A 19,602-nucleotide genomic window follows, 5' to 3' on the forward strand; every position below is an offset into this window, starting at 1 on the left:
TGAAGCCCTAGCCAACCTTATTAAAGCGGCCTTTTACCCCTCTCCCGCTCCATGTCGATCGGGGCCTCGTGGGAACTCGGCCCTCCTGCCCCCCTTCACCTCAACCGCATACACTTGGGGTGACCCATCGAAATTCCCCCTGAAAACAATCCATTTGCCATCGGGCGTGAAATTCACGTTGGGCTCGAGGGAATAGTTATGGGCATGCATATTGACGAGCCGCTCGGCTTTGAGAGTCGTGCTCGGTTCTGGCGTGAAGAGCCAAATCCATTTCCCATCCTTGGCGCGGGCGACCATGTTGGGGGCGCCGCCGTCGCCGGCAAAACGGGCGCCATCGCGCGAGATATTAAAATGCACAGACCATTGATCGCGCTCGATGGGGTAGCGCGTCTCTTTTCCCGAGGCCAACTCGACGCCCGCCAGGAAAAAGACCTGCCCACGCGGCACCTGCAGATCAAACCAGATGCTCTGTCCGTCCGCCGCCCAAAACTCGTGTCCGGCGATTTCCATCGGAACGCTGCGCCGATGCACCAGCCGCAGGCCGCTGCCATCGGTGCGGATCGTCCAGATGCGATCCACCTTATGCCAGGGGCCCTCGTGGCAGAACATCAGCAGACCGGGGTCAACCGGCGAGAATTGGAGATGATTCAACCAGCCGGCGTAGCGATAGAAGGCGTTGGTTTTGCCCGAAGCCAGGTCCAGCGTGTAAAGCCATTGCGGTTGTTTGGCCTCGTAAATCTTGTCGAACCAGGCCGACTTGGGACCGCTCCGATCGATTGGCGGCCCGCCCGGCTCGGTAAAGCTGCCCGCTGCGAGCGTCTCGTCCGCGTTGACCGTTCCGATGCCCGCGCCTGCCGTTAATGAGGCAATCAGGCGGGTGTGATGGGTATCCAGGTCGGTGGCATAAAACCCTCCGCGCCGCTGGTAATAAACGGTGCGGCGGTGGCGTCCGACAAACGGATTCCGGACGCTGGGTTCGGTGAGCGGTTCGAGGTGTTTTGTGGCCCAGTCAAGAACGATCAACCGCGCGGGGCTTCCGGGTTGAGTATTGGCGAAGACCATCTTGTCACCGCCCGGCGTGAAGGCATTTTGGTGGAAATAAAAGCTCTCGCTCCTGCCCGGCAGGCGCGAGAGGCGGATAATGCGATGTCCCGTATCGGCATCCACCCACTCATCCCGGAGTCCCTCTGCGCCAGCCGCGCTGGCCGGCCATATCCGCCCGAGCAGCGCCACCGCAATGAGAACCGCTGAGATGCCGTTGTTCATACCATGGTTTCCAGATACTGCTCGAGCTTCATGGCGTCCGCGTTGAATGTTCGGATGCCTTCGGCGAGCTTCTCGGTAGCCATGGCGTTCTCATTGAAGAACCAACGGAATTTCTTTTCGTCCATGGGAATCTTTGCGATTGATCTGGCGCGGGCCTGCTCGGGACTGAGCTTGCGCTCGACTGGCTCCGTGCTTGCTTTGAGCTCCGCCAACAAATGGGGGCTGATGGTCAGCAGGTCGCATCCGGCCAACTCAAGAATCTCGCCTTTATTGCGAAAACTGGCGCCCATTACTTCCGTCGAGTAACCGAATTTCTTGTAGTAAGAATAAATCTCTCCGACCGAAAGGACCCCCGGGTCCTCGGCGGGCGCGAAATCTCTTCCCTCTTTGGCCTTATACCAATCGAGGATGCGCCCCACAAAAGGCGAGATGAGCCTGGCCTTGGCCTCCGCGCATGCAATCGCCTGGGGCAGCGAGAATAACAGAGTCATGTTGCAGTTGATGCCTTCCTTTTGCAGCACTTCGGCGGCCCGGACGCCTTCCCACGTGGATGCAATCTTGATCAACACCCGCTCCCGGGTGATGCCCCTCTCTTGATAGAGCGCGATAAATTTGTGCGCCTTCGCAATCAGGCCCTCCGTGTCGAATGAGAGGTCCGCGTCGGTCTCGGTCGAGACGCGCCCCGGGACAATCTTTAGAATCTCGGCGCCGAACAGGACCAGCAACTCATCCATGATGCGGTCCAGCAAGTCCTGACCGGTTGCTCCGGATTTGCGGTGGTCGGCCACAGCCTTTTCGACAAGACCCTTGTAACCGGGCATTTGGGCCGCCTTGAGGATTAACGAGGGGTTGGTGGTGGCGTCTTGTGGGGCGTATTGCTTGAGGGTGGCAAAGTCGCCCGTATCGGCAACCACCTTGGTAAATTGCTTCAATTGCTCGAGTTGATCGCTTCCGCGTGCCGTTGGCCTCGCTGGTGTAGCAACATGGTCCATAAATTCGCGCTCCCAAAAAGGATTAAGGTTTCTTTCTCCTTACCATGGCGCACTTTGGGTTCGTAGGCAAATGGAACGGGAGCACTGCGTCGTCTCCTACAAAGTTCGGAAGCGCCTTGTCCGGCGCTCAACGCTGGACGATAGCACCTTTACTGGTTGCTTAAAGGTTCAATATCTGCTGACCAATGCCGTTAAATTTGTGGCGCCCGAGCTGGCGCCCCGCGTGCAGGTCTGGACGGAGCCCGCTCGCCGCGAGAACGGCGACCATAAATGGGTGCGCATTTGGGTCCAGGACAATGGCCTGGGAATCGCCCCGAAGCACCAGAGTCGCATTTTCCGCATGTTCGAACGCGTTCATCCGGTGGAGAAGTACGGAGGGACGGGCATTGGATTAGCCATCGTGCAAAAGGCGGTGGAACGGATGGGCGGGAGAGTAGGTGTGCAGTCCTCTCCGGGGGCTGGCAGCAAGTTTTGGATTGAGCTAAGAGAGCCGAGCGGGTAGAGATTAAAGGGATGGTCACCGCACATGCGACGATTCTCCTCGTTGAGGACGATCCCAATGATGTGCTGTTTATGAAAACGGCTTTGGAGGCCGCCGGGGTCGAGAACCCGCTATTCGTCGCTAATAACGGACGGGAGGCATTGGCTTACTTGAACGGAACGGGGAAGTTTTCAGAACGGAGCCGCCATCCTTTGCCTTATTTGGTGCTATTGGATTTGAAGCTGCCCTATGTGATGGGACTCGATGTGCTGAAGGCCGTCCGCGAGAGGCCGGATTTGAATTCCACGATTGTTATCGTCCTGACGGCCTCGACTAACGCGGCTGATGTGGAAACAGCCTATCGCCTTGGAGCCAATGCTTACCTGGTGAAACCTTCGAGTTTCGAGAAACTCAAGGTGCTGATCCGTTCCGTCAAGGAGTTTTGGCTCGTGCAAAACCAGCCTTCCGCCCCCTTCTCAGACCTATAAAAACAGGAACCCCTTGTAGGAGACGACGCAAGGAGTGAGTCTCTGATCGAGATGGTCCGCCATCGCCTTGGTTTATTCGGAAGTTGTTGATAGAGACTCCTTCCGTCGTCTCCTACAGCGCGCGCCTATGCTCCATCGAGCAGCCGGTACTGTTTCAGTTTATATTGCAGCGCGCGCCGGCTAATCCCAAGGGCACGGGCGGCTTCCTCCCGGTTGCTGGTGACATGCGTCAGAGTCTGGCGTATGAGCATCTTCTCCACTTCAGCCAGGGGTGTGCCCGGGCGCACGGTGAAGGTGGTTGTGTTGCGGTCGTAATCGCGCAGGAAATCCGGCAATTGCGCGACCTCGACAACCGATTCGCGGCAGGTGATCACCAGGCGCTCGACGGTATTGCGCAACTGCCGCACGTTGCCCGGCCATGGAAAGCGCTGGCAAAGTTGCAGCGCTTCCGGCGACATCCTTTTGCGCCGGCGTTTGTGCTTGGCGGTAAAGTGCTCGAAGAACCGTTCGATCAGCAGCGGAATGTCTTCTGCCCGCTCGCGTAGCGGCGGCATGGCAATGGGGACAATTTGCAGCCGGTAGAACAGGTCTTCCCTGAACTTCCCCTCCTGCACCGCTTCCTGCAGCCTCTTGTTGGTCGCCGCTATTACACGCACATCGACCCGAATCACCTCCGAGCCGCCCACCATCCGAAAAGCGCCATCCTCCAGGACCCGGAGCAGGTCCCCCTGGCCTTTGGGCGACAGGTCCCCAATCTCGTCCAGAAACAGGGTCCCGCCATTGGCCAATTGGAAGCGGCCAGGCTTGGTCGCTACCGCCCCGGTGAAGGCCCCTTTCACATGCCCAAATAACTCCGCTTCGAGCAGTTGCTCAGTGAGCGCTGCGCAGTTGACGGAAATAAAAGCGCGCTCTCGTCTCGGGCTGTGCTGATGGATCGAGCGGGCAACAATCTCCTTGCCGGTCCCGCTCTCCCCTTCGATCAAGACCGTCACTTCGCTGCCGGCGACTTCTTCGATGAGCCGACCGATAAGCCGCATCGGCTCGCTCTCGCCAATCAGCAGGCTCGGTTCGGAGCGGCTATGGAGGCGCTGGCGCAATTCGTTGTTTTCGGCCACCACTGTCTGATATTCCAGCGCCTTCTGCACCAGCACGCGCAGTCGTTTCATGTCGATTGGCTTGGGCAGGTAATCGTAAGCGCCTTGTTTCATGGCTTCAACCGCGCTCTCGACCGTCCCGAAGGCCGTCATCAGGATGAACAGCGTCTCGCGATTGTTCGCGCGGACTTTGTCCAGAAGGTCCAACCCGCTTAGTCCGGGCATTTTGAGGTCCGAAATCACCAGATTGTACAGGCAGCCCTGGGCTAATTTGAGAGCGGCTTGGGGGTCGGTTTTGGCATCGACGATGTACCCTTCGCGCTGGAGCGCCTCTTGGATGCCGGCGCAAAGGCCCTGTTCATCATCGACCACCAGGATTTTTACCTTCGATTTGTCCACAGTCTTTTTTTGGCTGTTGCAGAACCTGGCATCTGCGTTCAAGCGCCTGTTTCGGCTTTTTGTTGCGCCACCGGCAAGCCCATGGTGAACATCGCGCCGCCCCCCGGCGCGTTCTCGGCTTTGAGAGTGCCGCCATGGGCGGTAACGATCTGTTGCGCTATCCATAAACCCAGGCCGCTCCCTTCGGACTTGGTCGTAAAGTACGGGTCGAAAATCGACGCGAGCTTTTCGGGGGGAATCCCGGGACCGTTATCGCGCACTTTGACCATAATGGTTCCGGAGAGGGAGGCAGCGGAGACCTCGATGCGCCCCTTGCGTTCGACTGCCTGAAGGCCATTAATCAACAAGTTCAGCAGCGCCTGAGTCAACCGTACTGGGTCGGCCATCGTTCGGAGCAGAGCAGGGGACACTTCGGCCCGAATCTCGATCTGGCGCGCGGCTGCCTCGGGCCGCAGCAGGTCGCACACGTGCGTGATGATGCGCCCAATATCGAGCGGTTCCAGATCGACTGCCGAAGGGCCGGCCAGTTGGACGAAATGCTCGACCAAGCTTTCGAGGCGATGCAATTCGCCGTGAATAATTTCCAAGCGCGGCATGAGATGGTCGCGCTTGGCGGGAGGCAAGGCGCCCAGGTCTTCCTCGAGCAACTGCACATGGATATCGAGCGAACTCAGCGGGTTCCGAATTTCATGAGCCAGGCGCGCCAGCAAGCGCGCCAACAAATCGCGCTTTTCAACCGCCGCCAACTCGCTCGAGTCATGGCCGAGCGCTTTCGCCAGAATGCTTTCCACTGCCCGGCAGATTACCCGAACAAGGCCCCATTGCCAAACACGATTGGTTAAAGCAGAAAGCCATTTGCGCTTTCCCCTTCGTTTCCTTCGTTTGCTTCTGTGCAAAATCCTTCTGTAAGATTGGGCGCCCCAAAGTCATTGTCACCCAACAGAAGTCCGCTATCCTCTTTCCGATGCCAGTTGAAAACCGAATTGTTAAGGTTCAGAAACGAAACCGGGCCCTGGTAAAATTTGACGCGGCGCGAATTCGCAAGGCCATCCTGCGCGCAGCCCAATCCATTGGCGGTTTTAAGAACGATTATCTTCCTGGAATTAACGAGAAGATTTTCGCCGCCTGGAACAGCGATGAAGAAATAGCGGAGTTTCTGGCCGAGGCGGTTGTGGTCTGTCTCAATGCCGATCCGCATCGCCTGATCGCGAATTTCCCGCCCACCATTGAAACCATTCAGGATGAAGTGCTGCACGCGCTGCGCAGTTACGGTTTTCAAAACACCGCCGATGCTTATGGGTGCTACCGCTGGGGCCGGCATTGGTTGCGCGAGGGGGCCATCAACCCCGGGCAGTTCGCCGGCAATGGGTTGCCGCCGGGGCCGCTTGCCGAGCGGCTCCTTTGGAACCGGGAGCGCGGATGCGACACGGTGGCCGGCCTCAACGCGCTCGTCGAAGGGGGCAAGCTCAAGGGATTGATTAGCGATTCCATTTCGGTCTATGAACAGTCACTCGACCAGGCAGCGGCTAAAGTCATTTCCCGCTTGAATGGGCCTAATGCGCTGCGGATGCTTTGGATCACCGGGCCAAGTTCTTCCGGCAAAACCACCACCACGGTCAAACTCACGGAACGTTTGCAGAAGCGGGGCCTGCGCTTTCTCATGCTGAACCTGGACGATTATTTTTGGTCGCTGGTCGAGCATCCGACGGATTGGATCAACGATCGGAATTATGAAAATCCGGAAGCGCTGGACATCCAATTATTAAACAGGCACCTGCGCGCCTTGCTCGAAGGCGAGCAAATCGAAAAGCCACTCTACAGCTTCAAAGAAGGGCGGCGTGTGAGCTTCAAAGCGATTCGACTCGAGCCGGACCAAATCTTGTTGCTGGATTGCCTGCATGGCCTCTATCCGCCCATTTCCGAAGACATCCCGCCCTTAGCCCAATTCCGCCTCTACATTGAAACCCAGAACGTGCTTTTGGAGGGTGACGGCTCTTCCGGACGCATGACCCGATTTACCGACATTCGCCTCCTGCGCCGCATGCTGCGCGACGCCCGCCATCGCAATCACAGCCCGTTGCTGACTTTGCTGCATTGGCACTATGTGCGCTCCGGTGAACTCTTCAGCATCATTCCCATGAGCGGTTTGGCCGATTATACAATCAACGGCGGTTTTCCTTTTGAATTGCCTGTCCTCAAGCCCTTCTTCTGCGGTCCCGGGGGTGTTTTGCCCAAAGTGGCCGATTTGGAATCCTACGGCGGCTTTCTAGACGCGCAAATTCGGTTGGAGCGGGTTAGGGCTTTGCTGGACTCGGTCTCTGGCCTTTCGCGCGAGCAGGTTTCGACTTATGACCTGGTGCCCGGCGACGCCGTGGTGCGCGAGTTTATCGGCGGCAGCACCATCCCGCTCCCGCATAACGAGTGAGTCTGCAGGCACCCCTATTGACTCCCCTGCTGACTGGCTTGCCCGGACCCCCCGGTTGGGGCTAGATTGGGAAGCATGAGAGTTCTCCTTGCGTTAATCATCGGCGCCATTCTTGGCGCAGCCGCCTTATGGTTCTACAACCATCGCCAAGAACCACAGGTCCGCTCCAAAACCGAGCAAGTCGAGAACGCGGCCCAATCGGCCCGCGATACAGTGGAAGAAAAACTGCGCTCGTTCCACTTGGGGACAAACGACATCAAGAACGAGCTGGCCCGCAGCGGAGAGGTCATCCGCCGCACCGCGCGCAATGTCGGCCAGGCCGTTGCCGATGCGACGGCTGACGCGCGGATAACTGCGGCCATCAAAGGCAAGCTGCTCGCTAACCGTGACCTCTCGGGCTTGAGCATCTCCGTCAGCACCAGCGATGGCATTGTGACCCTGTCCGGAACGGTGCCCACTGCCGAGGATGTCAGCCAGGCGATGCTGACGGCCCTCGAAACGGACGGTGTCCGCCAGGTGATCTCGACCATACAAGTCAAACCGCGCGCGACCAAAGATTGAATTTGGCTTATGGGTTCCTTCGTAATATGGCCATAGCAAAACACAACGGCAACGGTTCTGAACCCGCTGTGGGCCCTGGCAACCTGGCCTTTGCAGAAGGGTTATATGAAGATTATTTGCGCAATCCCTCGTCGGTCCCGCCGGATTGGCAGGATTATTTTCGCAATATAGCTCAAGGCGAGTTCCGATTCCCCAAACCCCGTTTTGGTCCTTCCTTTCGCCCGTTCAGCATCTTTAATCCGCCCACGCCCGCTCGCCCCCGGCCCTCAGGCCGGTTGGCGGGGCCCGAGTTGGCGGCGCTCCAGGACCGCGTTTATATCCTGACTCGCGTCTATCGAGTACGCGGCCATCGTATTGCTCAAGTCGATCCCATCGGTCTTCCTCGAACCATTCCGCCCGAATTGACCCCTGCGTTCTTCGGGTTCACCGACGCCGATATGGATCAACCGGTCTATAGCGAGACCTTTCAATACGGCGATGGTCCGCTGACCTTGGGCAAGCTGCTGGAGCGGCTCCGCAACACTTATTGCCGGTCCATTGGCGTGCAGTACATGCACATCGACGACTTGAGCGTTCGCCGCTGGTTGCAACGGCGCATGGAATCGACTCAGAACCACCTCGACCTCACACGCGACGAGCAACTCCGCATTCTGACGCGCCTGACCGACGCCGTGACGTTTGAGGAGTTCATCCGCCGCAAGTTTATTGGCGCCAAGACGTTCTCTCTGGATGGTTCCGAGAGCCTCATCCCGCTTTTGGACCTAGCCATCGAAAAGGCCGGCGAGCAGGGCATTCAGGAAATTGTCTTTGGCATGGCCCACCGCGGGCGGCTCAATGTGCTGGCCAATATCATGGGCAAAAGCCCGCGCCAAATCTTCCGCGAATATGCCGATACGGACTGGAAATCCACTTCCAGGCACGGTGATGTGAAATATCATTTAGGCCACAGCACCGATTGGGCCACCTCGCGCGGCTCAAAGCTCCACCTGTCGCTTTGCTTCAACCCGAGCCATCTGGAATTCGTCAACCCGGTCGCTTTGGGCCGAACGCGCGCCAAGCAGGACCGCGCTGGGGACGGTGAAAACCGGCGCGGGATGACGCTGCTGATTCACGGGGACGCTGCCTTCGCGGGTGAAGGGGTGGTACAGGAGACATTGAATCTGAGCCAGCTTGCGGGCTACTGCGTTGGGGGCACACTCCATGTCGTGGTGAACAATCAACTCGGCTTCACCACCAGTCCCGCTGAGGCCCGTTCGAGCGTTTACGCCACTGATGTCGGCAAAATGCTCCAGATCCCTATCTTCCACGTGAACGGAGAGGACCCCGAAGCGGTTGCGCAAGTGGTCCGATTGGCGATGGATTTTCGTTACGAATTCAAACGCGACGTCATTATCAACATGTACGGCTATCGCCGGCTCGGTCATAATGAAGGAGACGAGCCGGCTTTCACCCAACCGGTGTTGTACCGCGCGATTGCCAAACGCAAATCCGTTCGTGAAGGCTACCTCGAACATCTGCTGGGCCTGGGCGGTGTGACGCGCGAGGAAGCCGATGCCATCGCCGCGCACCGCCGCGAGTTGCTTGAGAAGGAACTCTCCGAATCGCAGAGCCTGAAACCTCCACCGCCCTCCGAGCAACGCCGTGGGATTTGGTCTCAGTTCAAAGGAGGTCTCGAGCCGGAAGGCGAAGAGAAGATCGCAAATGTCTCCCGCGACAGTCTTTCGGCCTGGCTGGACGCCCAAAGCCGGGTGCCCTCCGATTTTCATTCGCATCCTAAAATCAAAAAGATCCTTCAGACGCGGCAGCAAATGGCGGCGGGCCAGGAGCCATTGGATTGGGCGGCGGCCGAGGCGCTGGCCTTTGGGAGTCTGGCCTGCGAAGGTGTGCGCGTGCGGCTCAGCGGCCAGGACACCGAGCGCGGCACTTTCAGCCAGCGCCATGCGGTCTTGCATGATTACCAGGACGGCCACACCTATACGCCTTTGCAACACCTCCAGACCGGCCAGGCCCCCGTCCAAATCTACAACAGTCCCCTGTCGGAAGTGGGTGTTCTGGGATTCGAATACGGTTACAGCTTGGATTACCCGGATAGCCTGGTGCTTTGGGAGGCGCAATTTGGCGATTTCGTCAATGTGGCGCAGCCCATTGTGGACCAATTCATCGCCAGTGCGGAGGAGAAATGGCAGCGGCTCAGCGGGTTGGTGTTGCTTTTGCCCCATGGCTTCGAAGGGCAGGGGCCGGAGCATTCCAGCGCACGGCTTGAACGCTTCCTCATGCTGGGCGTCGAGGATAACCTCCAGATTGTTTATCCTACCACTCCAGCCCAATACTTCCATTGCTTGCGCCGCCAGGCCCTGCGCTCCTGGCGCAAGCCCCTCGTCATCATGGCGCCCAAGAGCCTCCTGCGCCTTCCCAAGGCCGTCTCCAGTTTGGACCAGTGCGCGCAAGGGGCGTTCCAGAGGATTCTGCCGGACGCCTTGAGCAAGCCGGGCGGGCAGGTCAAACGCGTCATCTTGTGTACCGGCAAAATGTATTATGAATTAGCTGAACATCGTGACCAGGCCAAGCGCGACGATGTCGCCATTATCCGCCTCGAGCAGCTCTACCCGCTACGGCGCGAACTCCTCGAATCTGCCCTCGCCGGCTATTCTCAAGGCATCCCGCTGGTTTGGGTCCAGGAGGAGCCTGCCAATATGGGGGCGTGGATTTATCTTCGATTTCATTTCGGCGCGCTGCTCTGTTCCCGGTTTGATTTTAGCGGCGTGATGCGGCCCGCTTCGGCCTCGCCTGCGGTCGGCTCCCATCGCCGCCACAAACAGGAACAGGCCGATATTGTCGCCCGCGCTTTTGGTGAAAACAAATAAGGTAATTGCATGCGCATCGAACTCAAAGTGCCCGAGGTCGGTGAGTCTATCACCGAGGTCGAGATAGGTGGCTGGCTTAAAGCCAAGGGCGACACGGTCCGTAAAGACGAATCACTCGTCACTTTGGAGAGCGAGAAGGCCACCGTCGAATTGCCTGCGCCGGAAGCCGGCACCCTCACCCAACTTTTGAAGCAGAAGGGCGAGGTGGCCAAGGTGGGCGAAACCATCGGATACATCGAGAAGGATGGCCAACCCCAAACGGCCCAGCCCCCGGCCAAACCAGCGGAATCGAAGCCTCAGCCGCCTGCGCACGAAGGCGCGCCGAAACAGGTTCCGCCCCGAATCATGCCGGCTGCGCAGGTCGCTCTGGAAGAACATGGATTAAAGCCTCAAGACGTGCGGGGTACTGGTCCAGGGGGACGGGTGCTCAAGGAAGACGTTCTGCGCCAAACCCGGCCCGAGCCCACTCCTGCGCCGGCGCTCGAGCCTGCGTCTGCGCCAGCAACCCCCAGTCCATTGGCTGGCCGCGAGGAGGAAGTGGTCCCCATGAGCCGCTTGCGCCGGACGGTCGCCGAGCGGCTGGTCCAGGCGCAGCATACCGCTGCGCTTCTGACGACCTTCAACGAGGTCGATATGGGCTCTGTAACGGCCCTGCGCAAGCAGTTCGGCGAGGCCTTTCAGCAGAAGTACCAGGCCAAGCTCGGGTTCATGTCGTTCTTTGTGAAGGCCTGCGTGGATGCGCTCAAAGAGTTTCCGCCTCTCAATGCCCAGGTGCGGGAGACCAACATCGTGTATCATAATTACTATGATATCGGGGTGGCTGTCGGCAGCGGCAAGGGCCTGGTGGTCCCGGTCATTCGCAACGCCGAGCACCTGAGTTTCGCCCAAATTGAGATGGCCATCGCCGATTTCGCGCGGCGTGCCAAAGAAAACAAGCTCAAGATTGAAGAGTTGCAAGGAGGCACCTTTACCATCAGCAACGGCGGTGTGTATGGTTCATTGCTCTCGACCCCTATTATCAATCCGCCCCAGAGCGGGATTCTGGGCCTGCACGCCATCCAGGAACGCCCTGTGGCCCGCGAGGGCAACGTCGTTATCCGCCCGATGATGTATGCGGCGCTCACTTACGACCATCGCCTCGTGGATGGGCGCCAGGCCGTCTCCTTCCTCAAGCGCATCAAGGAAACCATCGAAAATCCTGCCAGGATGCTCATGGAGATTTAGGGGTGAGCATCTCAAATTTACCCGGCTTCAGCCGCCTCAGAATCCGCCGTCAGCGAGCGCCAGCGAGCCAGGCCGGCGCGTTATCCGCTGCGGACCCGATGGGAGTCAGTACTTAGTGGAATTGGCATTGTAGGGCGCCCTCGGCGAGAGTAGAGCGACGTTGGACAGTTTAGCTGTGACTTGCTGTCCGGCGTTAGGGGGCGCGGCCGCACAGTCCGCGCCTCCTCACGCGATTTTGCCGGACCGCGCAAGGCGTCGTGGAGCGAGGGCTTCACCGACAAGTTCTTCGTTGATGAATGGGCCGTAAACCTCGGCGGTGTCGAAGAACGTGATGCCGCGTTCCAGGGCCGCCCGAAGCAGCGCCGTCATCTCCTGTTTGCCTTTGGGCGGGCCGTACGAAAAGCTCATTCCCATGCAGCCCAGCCCAATGGCTGAGACTTCCAGACTACTTTTTCCTAGTTTCCGTTTTTTCATTTTACTTCCTCCTCCTCCTCGTTCTCGTTCTCGATTCTTCAGCGCTTTCGAGGACGAGGACGAGAACGAGTTGCAGGTAATTCCATTTTTAAAACAGGCCTAGGAGATCGAGAGCAACTCGACCTCGAAGATGAGCGTAGCGTTAGGAGGAATCGCACCGGGGTAACCTTGTTCGCCATACGCCAGTTCCGGCGGGATGGTCAGCCGGGCTTTATCGCCCGCGCACATGCTGGCGACTCCTTGGTCCCAGCCCTTGATTACCTGGCCGGCGCCCAAGACGAACGAAAAGGGCTCACCCCGGTCAACCGAGCTGTCGAACTTGGTGCCATCGGTCAGCCAGCCCGTGTAATGCACACTCACGGTGTCCCCATGTTTTGGAGCCGCGCCGGCGCCCGAGGTCATCCTTTCAACTTTCATAACAGAAATTATTAAGCTGGGATATCGGCTTCGACGAGCTTCGCCAACAGCGTAAGGGATTCCTGCCAGCCGAGGTAGCAGGCCTCGGGCGGGATGGCCTCAGGCACCCCTTCCTGCACGATGTTCAACTCCGTTCCGACCGATACCTTTTTGAAGGTTATCGTGACCTGAAGTTCCCCGGGCAGGTTCGGGTCGTCAAATTTGTCCGTGTAACGGATGCGTTCGTGAGGGACCAGTTCGAGATACGTTCCTCCAAAAGAATGGCTCTGCCCCGTGGTGAAGTTGGTGAAAGACATCTTGTGGGTGCCGCCCACCTTGCCTTCCAGGTGGTGGACCTTTCCTGTAAACCCATTTGGGGGGAGCCATTTGGCCATTGCGTCGGCATCGAGGAACGCCCGATAGATTTTCTCAGGAGCCGCGCGCAGCACGCGGTGCAGCCGGATGGTGTTGGTTGGCATGATGAATGGCTTCTAAGTTCTATTCAGGTTCCCTTCACAGCAAATAAACCACCGAATTTTGAGGAACCTCGCTTATGCGAACGAGATTCACAAGTCGCCAGAGCGCATTTTTTCAAATCGATGACGCTGCCGGCGCGAAGCCCTTAGCGCACTGTTTTGAAATGTAGCAGCCGACGCAAAGAGGCTTTGATCCTTCTTCTGTTGGCCAGTCCGCTGGCTTGATCCGGTGAAACTCAGGGCCGAAATGTGAGCCTCCTTACAAGGGTTTTCAAACGCCCTCTTAGCTTGCCTCTCTAATGTTTGAATGTTTGTTTGCAACGGATGAAGGATTTTGCAAGCTTCGCGAATGGGACCCGGTACAGCGGGTGCCGCCAAGATACAGAAGAGTCTGCAACATGCGCCACAATCGTAAGCTGCCGAGGATTCTCCCTCTCCCTTTCCAACTCGCCTCGCTGTCGCAGCGGGAGGGGAAGGGCAGGGGAGAGGGGTCCCTCCGCATGTAGTCCATCCCACGGTCCTCCATTAACTGTGAAAACAAACCGCAATTTTACGAAGACACGCGTCATTATGCCATTGGGCGCCGCGGTTCTACAGCTATCAGTGGGCTGGGCAATAGCTGAGCCGGCCACTTTCAATCCCGGCGCCCTCTGGCCGGACAATCGAGGCCAGCACATTCAGGCCCATGGTGGGGGCATCCTCAAACTCGGCGAGACCTACTACTGGTTTGGGGAGGACCGTACGCGGGGTTTGGAACGCGGTCTGCGCTATGTGAGTTGTTATTCCTCCAGCGACCTGGCGCATTGGACCTTTTGCCGGCAGGTCGTCAAGCTGGCCGATCCCGAAGACCTGGGACCGCGCTGGGTGCTGGAACGGCCCAAAGTCTTCTACAATTCTGCGACCAGGAAATTTGTCATGTATGCCCACATCGATGGCAAGGGGGGCTACAAGTTCGCCAGCGTGGCGGTGTTCACCTGCGACGCCGTGGATGGAGACTATCAATATCTCAAAAGCTTCCGCCCACTGGGCCATGAGAGCCGCGACATCGGGCAGTTTATCGACGATGACGGCAGCGCGTATTTGATTTTCGAGGACCGGCCAAACGGGTTTCGTATTGCCAAATTGTCCGGTGATTATCTGACTGTGGAAAAGGAAGTGTGCCTCATCCCGGAGCACCTGGAAGGCGGCGCGCTGGCGCACTACCAGGGCCTATATTACGTGATCGGTTCCGAACTGACCGGCTGGCGGCCTAATCCGAACAAATATGCCACCGCCCCCAGCCTCAGCGGCCCGTGGTCGGCCTTTAAGGACATCGCCCCACCGGAGACCAACACTTACGGCTCGCAATCCACGATGATGCTCAAGGTGGTTGGCGCACAAATGACAACGGTGATTTTCATGGGTGATATATGGAAACCCCAAGCCCAATGGGATTCGCGTTACCTGTGGATGCCGTTGGCCATTGGCGACGGCAAGTTAAGCCTGCCCGCCCCCAAACCCTGGACGCTGAACATGAAAACCGGCGTGGCAGAAATCCTCAACTCGCCCTGATGCGCCGACAACCCACGATGCCACGCAGCACGGCCGTCCCTGTGAGTTCAAGCACCGTCCCGGTGCGTGTCCCTTGAATTGGCGGCGGGACGCCGCCACAACTCGCATGGCCTACCTGCTGATTGGGTAGCCCTGCCAGACCCATTCGAGGGCTTCGGGCAGCGTTTGGTTCCTGACGGCCCGGTCAACGTGTCCCGCGTTCAGCGCATACACGTATTGATAATGATAACCTTTGGCCTCGAGCACGGTTGCCATGCGGTTATTGGCGGCGACCCAGTCATGCATCTGGTCGCGCATGACATTGGGGTTGAGCAGATCATGATCGCCGACCTCCATCCAAATGCGAATCGGTTTCGTCTCGGTTTGCGGGATGAGTTTTTGGTGGAAATCCCACGCGCCATCGGGTGTTTCCGGGTTGAAAGGCCATTGTTGGTTCACAAAGGTACCCGAGTAACTGATGACCCGGTGGTACCATTCCGGGTGATACCACGCCATCTCCAGAGCCGCTGCTCCGCCGGAACTCCGGCCCATCACCGCACGACCCTCGGGGTTTTTGGTAAGGTTGACGTGGCAATTCTTTTCAACCAGAGGTAGCACTTCCGATTCAATGAATTGGGCGAATTTTCCGGACATGGTGTCGTATTCCAGGCCCCTCTCGCTGCCTTGGGCGTCGCCGCCGCCGTTGGCAATCATAATGGCGAGCATGACGGGGAGCCGGTGTTGGGCGATCATGTTGTCCAGGATATGCGGCAGGGCCATGTCCGGCCTGCCTAGGCGCGGGCCGTCGTGAGTCACAATAAACGGGGCAGGCGTGCCGAGAACATATTGGCTGGGAATGAAGACGGTAATGGTGCGCGTGTAAGGGGCCGGGTGGGTTTCAACGATTAGAGTTTTGGGATTGTTCGGGTCCGGGCGTCCGTAAGCGTTTCTGGCAATACCGGGGTAGAACCTGCTGTTGGTGGATTCCATGGTGAACTGCTGGACCCGCCCCTGTGGCACGCCGGCGGCAACGGTCAATTCCGGCGCATCGACATACCTGGGGCCGATGAGGAAATTCCCATCCACATCAGGAGGCGGATTGGCCCCGGGAGTGGCTTGGGTTGGGTTGGCAGCCGAATCGCCGGGCGTGGCGCTGTTGTGGCGGGCGGCCCTGGCCAGAGCCTCGGCGTTTGGCCCTGCAGGGATCAAAACCGGCGTGCCCGGAGTGGTCGGCAGCCGGGATGGCGGGGGCGTTCGTTCTGCCGCGTGGACAGGGGTGAAAACCAGGGCTTGCGCCAGGCAACCCAGGCAAATTGCAAACTTGGCTAAACCAGAAAGCGGAAACCAATTGCCGCAATCGTGCGCATGCTCGCGCTCGTTGGGGGAGAGCCAACCATTTCCAAAACATGCCCCTTTACGCATTTCTGCTTTCTGCTTTTCCCCAAGGCGCTCTCAGGCTTGCCCGAACATCGCTTTCCAATTGGCCAGGCAGCGCCTGGTTGTTTCAAATTCCGGAAACCGGCTGCCTTCCTGCTCGATGAGAAAGTACTCGATGCCGCCGACCGATTTGGCCGCTGCTATCAGCTCCTTCCACGGCGTGACGCCCTCACCGAAGAGCACGCGATAGCCCTTTTCCTCCCCGCGCGAGCCCGGCGCCCAGTCTTTGAGATGCATGACTTTGATGCGGCCCGGGTTGGCTTTGACCCAGGCAACAGGGTCCGCGCCGGCTTCCTCGCAGGTGCCCACATCCAATTGCAGCACGAATTCCTTAGGCGTGTTGGCCGCAATCACTTCGATAATGCGCTGGCCGTTGTCCAATCTGGCCCACTCCGCCTGGTGATTGTGGTAGCCGGCGCTCAACCCGTGCGGCTTCAATTGCTCGACCGCGCTGCTCAGTTTTTCGCCCAGCCTCTTCCACCCCTCCACCCCTTGGGTGCTGCCCGGCGCGCTGGCCAGCACCACGTAACGCGTCCCGAGAATCTGGTTCAACTCGATCGCGTGCGCAAGGTTGTCCGCCGAACTGAACGTCTCAAACCCATTATGCGTCGAGTAACACCGAAGCCCAACATCATCCATCTGGGCCCGGACCTCTTTGGTGTAAGGCGGCGTCCACTTGAAATAGGGGGCGTAAAACTCGACCGCCTCGTACCCCTGCCTGGCAACAGTTTGCAGGGTTAGCGGCAGGTCGCGCGCCAGCTCCCCTCGCACGGAGTACAGTTCCAAACCGATGGGATAGCGCTTGCCAGCCGCAGGTTCGGGCGCCGCCGGCTCGGACGCTGCCTCGCCGATTGATACTTGTGCGGCGATGGCGGCAGGAATGGCCCCGGAAATCGCCAGGAAAGTTCGACGCGAAACGGATGAAGACAATGGATTTTTCATGCTATGGTCAAAAGCGTCCAAGGGGGTTCTCCCTTGTCAGCGGCTTTAGAATACTCCCTCGGCGTCGTGGTTCGCAATCCCAAGCTTGACTTTTGATAAGGGTTTGCCAATAGCTTGGAGCGATTCTTTTGCATACCGGAAGTCATTCCCGGAGATAAGAAGTTTGGCAGGATGTATCAAAATCCTGGCGGCGAGGCTGATTTCGATCATAGGGCACCCCTTCGTGCTGCTGCCCCTGCTGGTATTTCTGCCCCGTTTCCAAGTTCAGGGTGGCACTGCTGTTCGTGCGACGCTGGTTTTTGTGGGCATCGTCCTCGTTCCAATAGCGCTTTTGATCTGGCGCTCATTTGCTTCCGGACGATGGCGTACCGTGGATGCGTCAGATAAAGAGGACCGTCCGGCTCTCTACAACACAAGCATCCTGGTGCTACTAAGCGCGGCTGCGTACTTTCATTTTGTGGAACGTTCTCCGGCGCTGGTGCGCGGATTCATCGTAGCCGCATCGATGCTGTTGGTGGCAGCGGCGCTCAATCGGTTGCTCAAGATTTCATTGCACGTTGCGTTTGCGCGCTTTTGTGGCGTCCTCCTGTTTAGGGTGCGGTTGGGCTACGGCTTGCCCGTTCTGCTGCTGGTCCCGCTCCTGATATGGTCCCGGTTGGTGCTCTCCCGGCATGTCTGGCCCGAGACGATTGGAGGCGCGGTTCTGGGCCTGTTTGGCGCCGCTGCACCAAGTCCGGTCATGCCGACGCTTGAGCGCGAGCAGCAGACAAACTAGGAGCACGAGCCCCGCGGAACCGGCAACGAGCATCCTCAGCAAAACAGAATGAAGCTCGGTTCGGACTTCCATAAGAACTCCGAAGATAACAACTCCGAAAAGTAATGTAGTAACCTGTCGCCAGTTCACTTCAGGGTTCATTCCGGTTTTTCGGATGGCGGCAGACCGAGGAGGGCGTGCAAGCGTATGTAGAGGCGACGGCAAATCGCGGCACATAGGCGAAGGAACCGTCGAAATGGTCCCTGCTTGCTGGCGTCATGCCGCCGAAGCACGGCTGGATCGTAAAGCTCCGCGACCTGGTTGTCCGGTGTCAAAGCCTGCGCGGCCGGTTTGCCGTAAATTCCGCCAAGACTCTTCCCGGCGTCTTGCGCCTCCTGGTCCACATCTCTGATGGCCCTGAGGAACTGGGAAAGCCCGTTGCCCACCCCTCGCACAAGTTCAGGAATTTTCTTAGCGCCGACAAGAATGAGAATGAGAGCGAGAACGAGAATGACCTCTCCGTTGCCGAGGAAAATATCGGCGAAGCTCGCAGAAGCTGTTACTGAATGGGTACCTGGAAGATTGCCGGCTGCCTGGACCTAAACCGCTACAGCCCGTTTCCCTGATTAACTTTGTTTGCGCATGAACGCCGGCCAGCCAAGAAGATGGGTGTTTCTGACAAGGGTCTTGATGAGGTATTCAATTCTGGGGCTCCTTCTTCTGGCGATGACCCTGATTGCCGTAATAAGTTGGCGATTCCACAGATCCGAGCCCCTTGTCGTTCTGGAGACGGCACCAGCGTGGTTGCATGGTGCTGCTCTATGGTGGGTTCGCCACTCCGAGCCCAAATATGGAGGGAAACGGCTGAGCCAATGGCTCCGGATGTACGAGTTAGATGACACCAACTGGCTCGCAGCGGACCGAGCCGTTCAGGCCATGGGTGTCGAGGCGATCCCCCTGCTGTTGCTCGATGCACATACGGTCCGCGACTCGCCGGACTGGAAATTCCGCGCCAATGACTGGCTGAAACGGGCGCACCTGCCGCAATTAGACGTCCAGTATGGCGAAGTGAAGCGGGGAAATGCCGGGTGCGCGTTCGTCGCATTGCGCGGCCGCGCCGACGTGGTTGTGCCAGCCCTCATCAAGATCTACAGGACCGCACAGGGGCCCGACTATTCGGTCTACCAGTGCGCTGCTCTCGATGGCCTTGCGCTCATGCGCCAATCAGCAGAGGGCGCCATTCCATTTCTGCTCGGCGAAACAGCTAATACTAATGGTGACGTGCGAGCCGCCGTTTTTCGGGCCCTTTGGATTATTCGTCCCGATTCACATATCGCCGTACCCGTTTTTACAAAGGGGCTACGGGACCCGAACAGTTGGGTCGTCTATTGGGCCAACCTGGCACTCACTGACTATGGCCTGCGGGCAGCTCCGTCCGCTATGGATTCCTCCAAATTGCACACGGCCACCAGCAATGACGTGTTACTCGCCAGGCCTGCGGAGCACCGATAATGAGCACAGACCTTATGCGATGAACGCGCTTGCTACTTCTCTCGCTTACAGATACATGGCGGCACTGCTGATGATTGCAGAAGCGAACCTTTGCGCGAACCGTCTGCATCTGCGAATGAATCTGCCAATAAATGAAAGCGACATCCGGCGTGTGTACGTGGCGCCTCCTAGGCTGTTGCGCTGTCTCGGCTGCATCGACACAGACCGGTACTCGTTCGGGTTCGCTGAGTCGGGACGACTACGTTTTATTACAGCTGACATTTTGGCGCTAATTTATGGGAGGTTAT

The 19,602-nt window shown here is 58.4% G+C and carries 18 protein-coding genes and 1 pseudogene; 9 read left to right on the forward strand and 10 right to left on the reverse strand.

The genetic code is table 11. The annotated features are described in order from the left end of the window. Positions 1–33: 33 nt before the first annotated feature. Both VG146_07850 and tal read right to left on the reverse strand, forming a co-directional pair. On the reverse strand, positions 34–1,266 hold the full coding sequence (locus VG146_07850) for an oligogalacturonate lyase family protein (GenBank protein HEV2392261.1): 1,233 nt from the start codon (positions 1,264–1,266) through the stop codon (positions 34–36). Further along, positions 1,263–2,258 carry a transaldolase gene (gene tal, locus VG146_07855; GenBank protein ID HEV2392262.1) on the reverse strand — a complete coding sequence of 332 codons (996 nt, stop codon included), beginning with the start codon at positions 2,256–2,258 and terminating at the stop codon, positions 1,263–1,265. Before tal ends, VG146_07850 begins: the two co-directional genes overlap by 4 nt. A gap of 70 nt (positions 2,259–2,328) precedes the next feature. Here tal and VG146_07860 point away from each other — a divergent pair, with 70 nt between their 5' ends. Both VG146_07860 and VG146_07865 read left to right on the forward strand, forming a co-directional pair. Then, positions 2,329–2,760: an ATP-binding protein gene (locus VG146_07860; protein ID HEV2392263.1), complete on the forward strand. Its 432-nt coding sequence runs from the start codon at positions 2,329–2,331 to the stop codon at positions 2,758–2,760. An 11-nt stretch (positions 2,761–2,771) separates the two neighbouring features. After that, entirely contained in the window at positions 2,772–3,227 is a 456-nt protein-coding gene (locus VG146_07865) for a response regulator (protein ID HEV2392264.1), read from the forward strand. A gap of 125 nt (positions 3,228–3,352) precedes the next feature. Here the strand turns inward: VG146_07865 and VG146_07870 are convergent, their stop codons facing one another. Next, positions 3,353–4,720 carry a sigma-54 dependent transcriptional regulator gene (locus tag VG146_07870; GenBank protein HEV2392265.1) on the reverse strand — a complete coding sequence of 456 codons (1,368 nt, stop codon included), beginning with the start codon at positions 4,718–4,720 and terminating at the stop codon, positions 3,353–3,355. A gap of 38 nt (positions 4,721–4,758) precedes the next feature. After that, positions 4,759–5,511, reverse strand: a complete 753-nt coding sequence (locus tag VG146_07875; protein HEV2392266.1) for an ATP-binding protein — start codon at positions 5,509–5,511, stop codon at positions 4,759–4,761. 173 nt (positions 5,512–5,684) lie between these two features. Between VG146_07875 and VG146_07880 the strand changes: the two genes are divergently transcribed. From VG146_07880 to odhB, 4 genes are all read left to right on the forward strand, one after another. Continuing rightward, positions 5,685–7,145, forward strand: a complete 1,461-nt coding sequence (locus VG146_07880; protein ID HEV2392267.1) for an ATP cone domain-containing protein — start codon at positions 5,685–5,687, stop codon at positions 7,143–7,145. 75 nt (positions 7,146–7,220) lie between these two features. Next, positions 7,221–7,706 (forward strand): BON domain-containing protein, encoded by a 486-nt coding sequence (locus tag VG146_07885; protein HEV2392268.1) that lies wholly within the window; start codon positions 7,221–7,223, stop codon positions 7,704–7,706. A 26-nt stretch (positions 7,707–7,732) separates the two neighbouring features. Beyond that, a complete protein-coding gene (locus VG146_07890; GenBank protein HEV2392269.1) occupies positions 7,733–10,570 on the forward strand; it encodes a 2-oxoglutarate dehydrogenase E1 component in 2,838 nt (945 codons plus the stop codon). 9 nt (positions 10,571–10,579) lie between these two features. Then, the gene (gene odhB, locus VG146_07895; GenBank protein HEV2392270.1) at positions 10,580–11,794 is read left to right on the forward strand and encodes a 2-oxoglutarate dehydrogenase complex dihydrolipoyllysine-residue succinyltransferase; all 1,215 of its coding nucleotides are present in this window, start codon (positions 10,580–10,582) and stop codon (positions 11,792–11,794) included. Between the two features lie 258 nt (positions 11,795–12,052). Here the strand turns inward: odhB and VG146_07900 are convergent. The 3 genes and pseudogenes from VG146_07900 to VG146_07910 form a co-directional block, all read right to left on the reverse strand. Next, a pseudogene (locus tag VG146_07900) lies at positions 12,053–12,268 on the reverse strand (aldo/keto reductase). A 99-nt stretch (positions 12,269–12,367) separates the two neighbouring features. Next, positions 12,368–12,685: an FKBP-type peptidyl-prolyl cis-trans isomerase gene (locus VG146_07905; protein HEV2392271.1), complete on the reverse strand. Its 318-nt coding sequence runs from the start codon at positions 12,683–12,685 to the stop codon at positions 12,368–12,370. An 11-nt stretch (positions 12,686–12,696) separates the two neighbouring features. Beyond that, on the reverse strand, positions 12,697–13,143 hold the full coding sequence (locus tag VG146_07910) for an SRPBCC family protein (GenBank protein ID HEV2392272.1): 447 nt from the start codon (positions 13,141–13,143) through the stop codon (positions 12,697–12,699). Positions 13,144–13,671: 528 nt separating this feature from the next. Between VG146_07910 and VG146_07915 the strand changes: the two genes are divergently transcribed. After that, positions 13,672–14,691 carry a family 43 glycosylhydrolase gene (locus tag VG146_07915; GenBank protein ID HEV2392273.1) on the forward strand — a complete coding sequence of 340 codons (1,020 nt, stop codon included), beginning with the start codon at positions 13,672–13,674 and terminating at the stop codon, positions 14,689–14,691. Positions 14,692–14,802: 111 nt separating this feature from the next. Here the strand turns inward: VG146_07915 and VG146_07920 are convergent, their stop codons facing one another. After that, complete coding sequence (locus VG146_07920; GenBank protein ID HEV2392274.1) at positions 14,803–16,092, reverse strand: alpha/beta hydrolase-fold protein; 1,290 nt, start codon at positions 16,090–16,092, stop codon at positions 14,803–14,805. A gap of 30 nt (positions 16,093–16,122) precedes the next feature. Continuing rightward, entirely contained in the window at positions 16,123–17,049 is a 927-nt protein-coding gene (locus VG146_07925) for a sugar phosphate isomerase/epimerase family protein (GenBank protein ID HEV2392275.1), read from the reverse strand. 163 nt (positions 17,050–17,212) lie between these two features. Here VG146_07925 and VG146_07930 point away from each other — a divergent pair, with 163 nt between their 5' ends. Further along, entirely contained in the window at positions 17,213–17,824 is a 612-nt protein-coding gene (locus VG146_07930) for a hypothetical protein (GenBank protein HEV2392276.1), read from the forward strand. A 137-nt stretch (positions 17,825–17,961) separates the two neighbouring features. Here the strand turns inward: VG146_07930 and VG146_07935 are convergent, their stop codons facing one another. Continuing rightward, complete coding sequence (locus VG146_07935; protein ID HEV2392277.1) at positions 17,962–18,339, reverse strand: twin-arginine translocase TatA/TatE family subunit; 378 nt, start codon at positions 18,337–18,339, stop codon at positions 17,962–17,964. Positions 18,340–18,685: 346 nt separating this feature from the next. Between VG146_07935 and VG146_07940 the strand changes: the two genes are divergently transcribed. Beyond that, positions 18,686–19,315, forward strand: coding sequence for a hypothetical protein (locus VG146_07940; GenBank protein HEV2392278.1), 630 nt, complete (start codon positions 18,686–18,688; stop codon positions 19,313–19,315). Positions 19,316–19,602 lie beyond the last annotated feature (287 nt).

It is taken from the genome of Verrucomicrobiia bacterium (assembly GCA_035946615.1).
In the GTDB taxonomy this organism is placed as follows: Bacteria; Verrucomicrobiota; Verrucomicrobiia; order Limisphaerales; family UBA8199; genus DASYZB01.

Excerpts from the sequence above, each read along its gene's own strand:
- VG146_07880 (HEV2392267.1), top strand. The coding sequence starts at position 5,685 with ATGCCAGTTGAAAACCGAATTGTTAAGGTTCAGAAACGAAACCGGGCC.
- VG146_07905 (HEV2392271.1), bottom strand. The coding sequence starts at position 12,685 with ATGAAAGTTGAAAGGATGACCTCGGGCGCCGGCGCGGCTCCAAAACAT.
- VG146_07865 (HEV2392264.1), top strand. The coding sequence starts at position 2,772 with ATGGTCACCGCACATGCGACGATTCTCCTCGTTGAGGACGATCCCAAT.
- VG146_07940 (HEV2392278.1), top strand. The coding sequence starts at position 18,686 with ATGTACGAGTTAGATGACACCAACTGGCTCGCAGCGGACCGAGCCGTT.
- VG146_07925 (HEV2392275.1), bottom strand. The coding sequence starts at position 17,049 with ATGAAAAATCCATTGTCTTCATCCGTTTCGCGTCGAACTTTCCTGGCG.
- tal (HEV2392262.1), bottom strand. The coding sequence starts at position 2,258 with ATGGACCATGTTGCTACACCAGCGAGGCCAACGGCACGCGGAAGCGAT.
- VG146_07910 (HEV2392272.1), bottom strand. The coding sequence starts at position 13,143 with ATGCCAACCAACACCATCCGGCTGCACCGCGTGCTGCGCGCGGCTCCT.
- VG146_07890 (HEV2392269.1), top strand. The coding sequence starts at position 7,733 with ATGGCCATAGCAAAACACAACGGCAACGGTTCTGAACCCGCTGTGGGC.
- VG146_07860 (HEV2392263.1), top strand. The coding sequence starts at position 2,329 with ATGGAACGGGAGCACTGCGTCGTCTCCTACAAAGTTCGGAAGCGCCTT.
- VG146_07885 (HEV2392268.1), top strand. The coding sequence starts at position 7,221 with ATGAGAGTTCTCCTTGCGTTAATCATCGGCGCCATTCTTGGCGCAGCC.
- VG146_07920 (HEV2392274.1), bottom strand. The coding sequence starts at position 16,092 with ATGCGTAAAGGGGCATGTTTTGGAAATGGTTGGCTCTCCCCCAACGAG.
- VG146_07850 (HEV2392261.1), bottom strand. The coding sequence starts at position 1,266 with ATGAACAACGGCATCTCAGCGGTTCTCATTGCGGTGGCGCTGCTCGGG.
- odhB (HEV2392270.1), top strand. The coding sequence starts at position 10,580 with ATGCGCATCGAACTCAAAGTGCCCGAGGTCGGTGAGTCTATCACCGAG.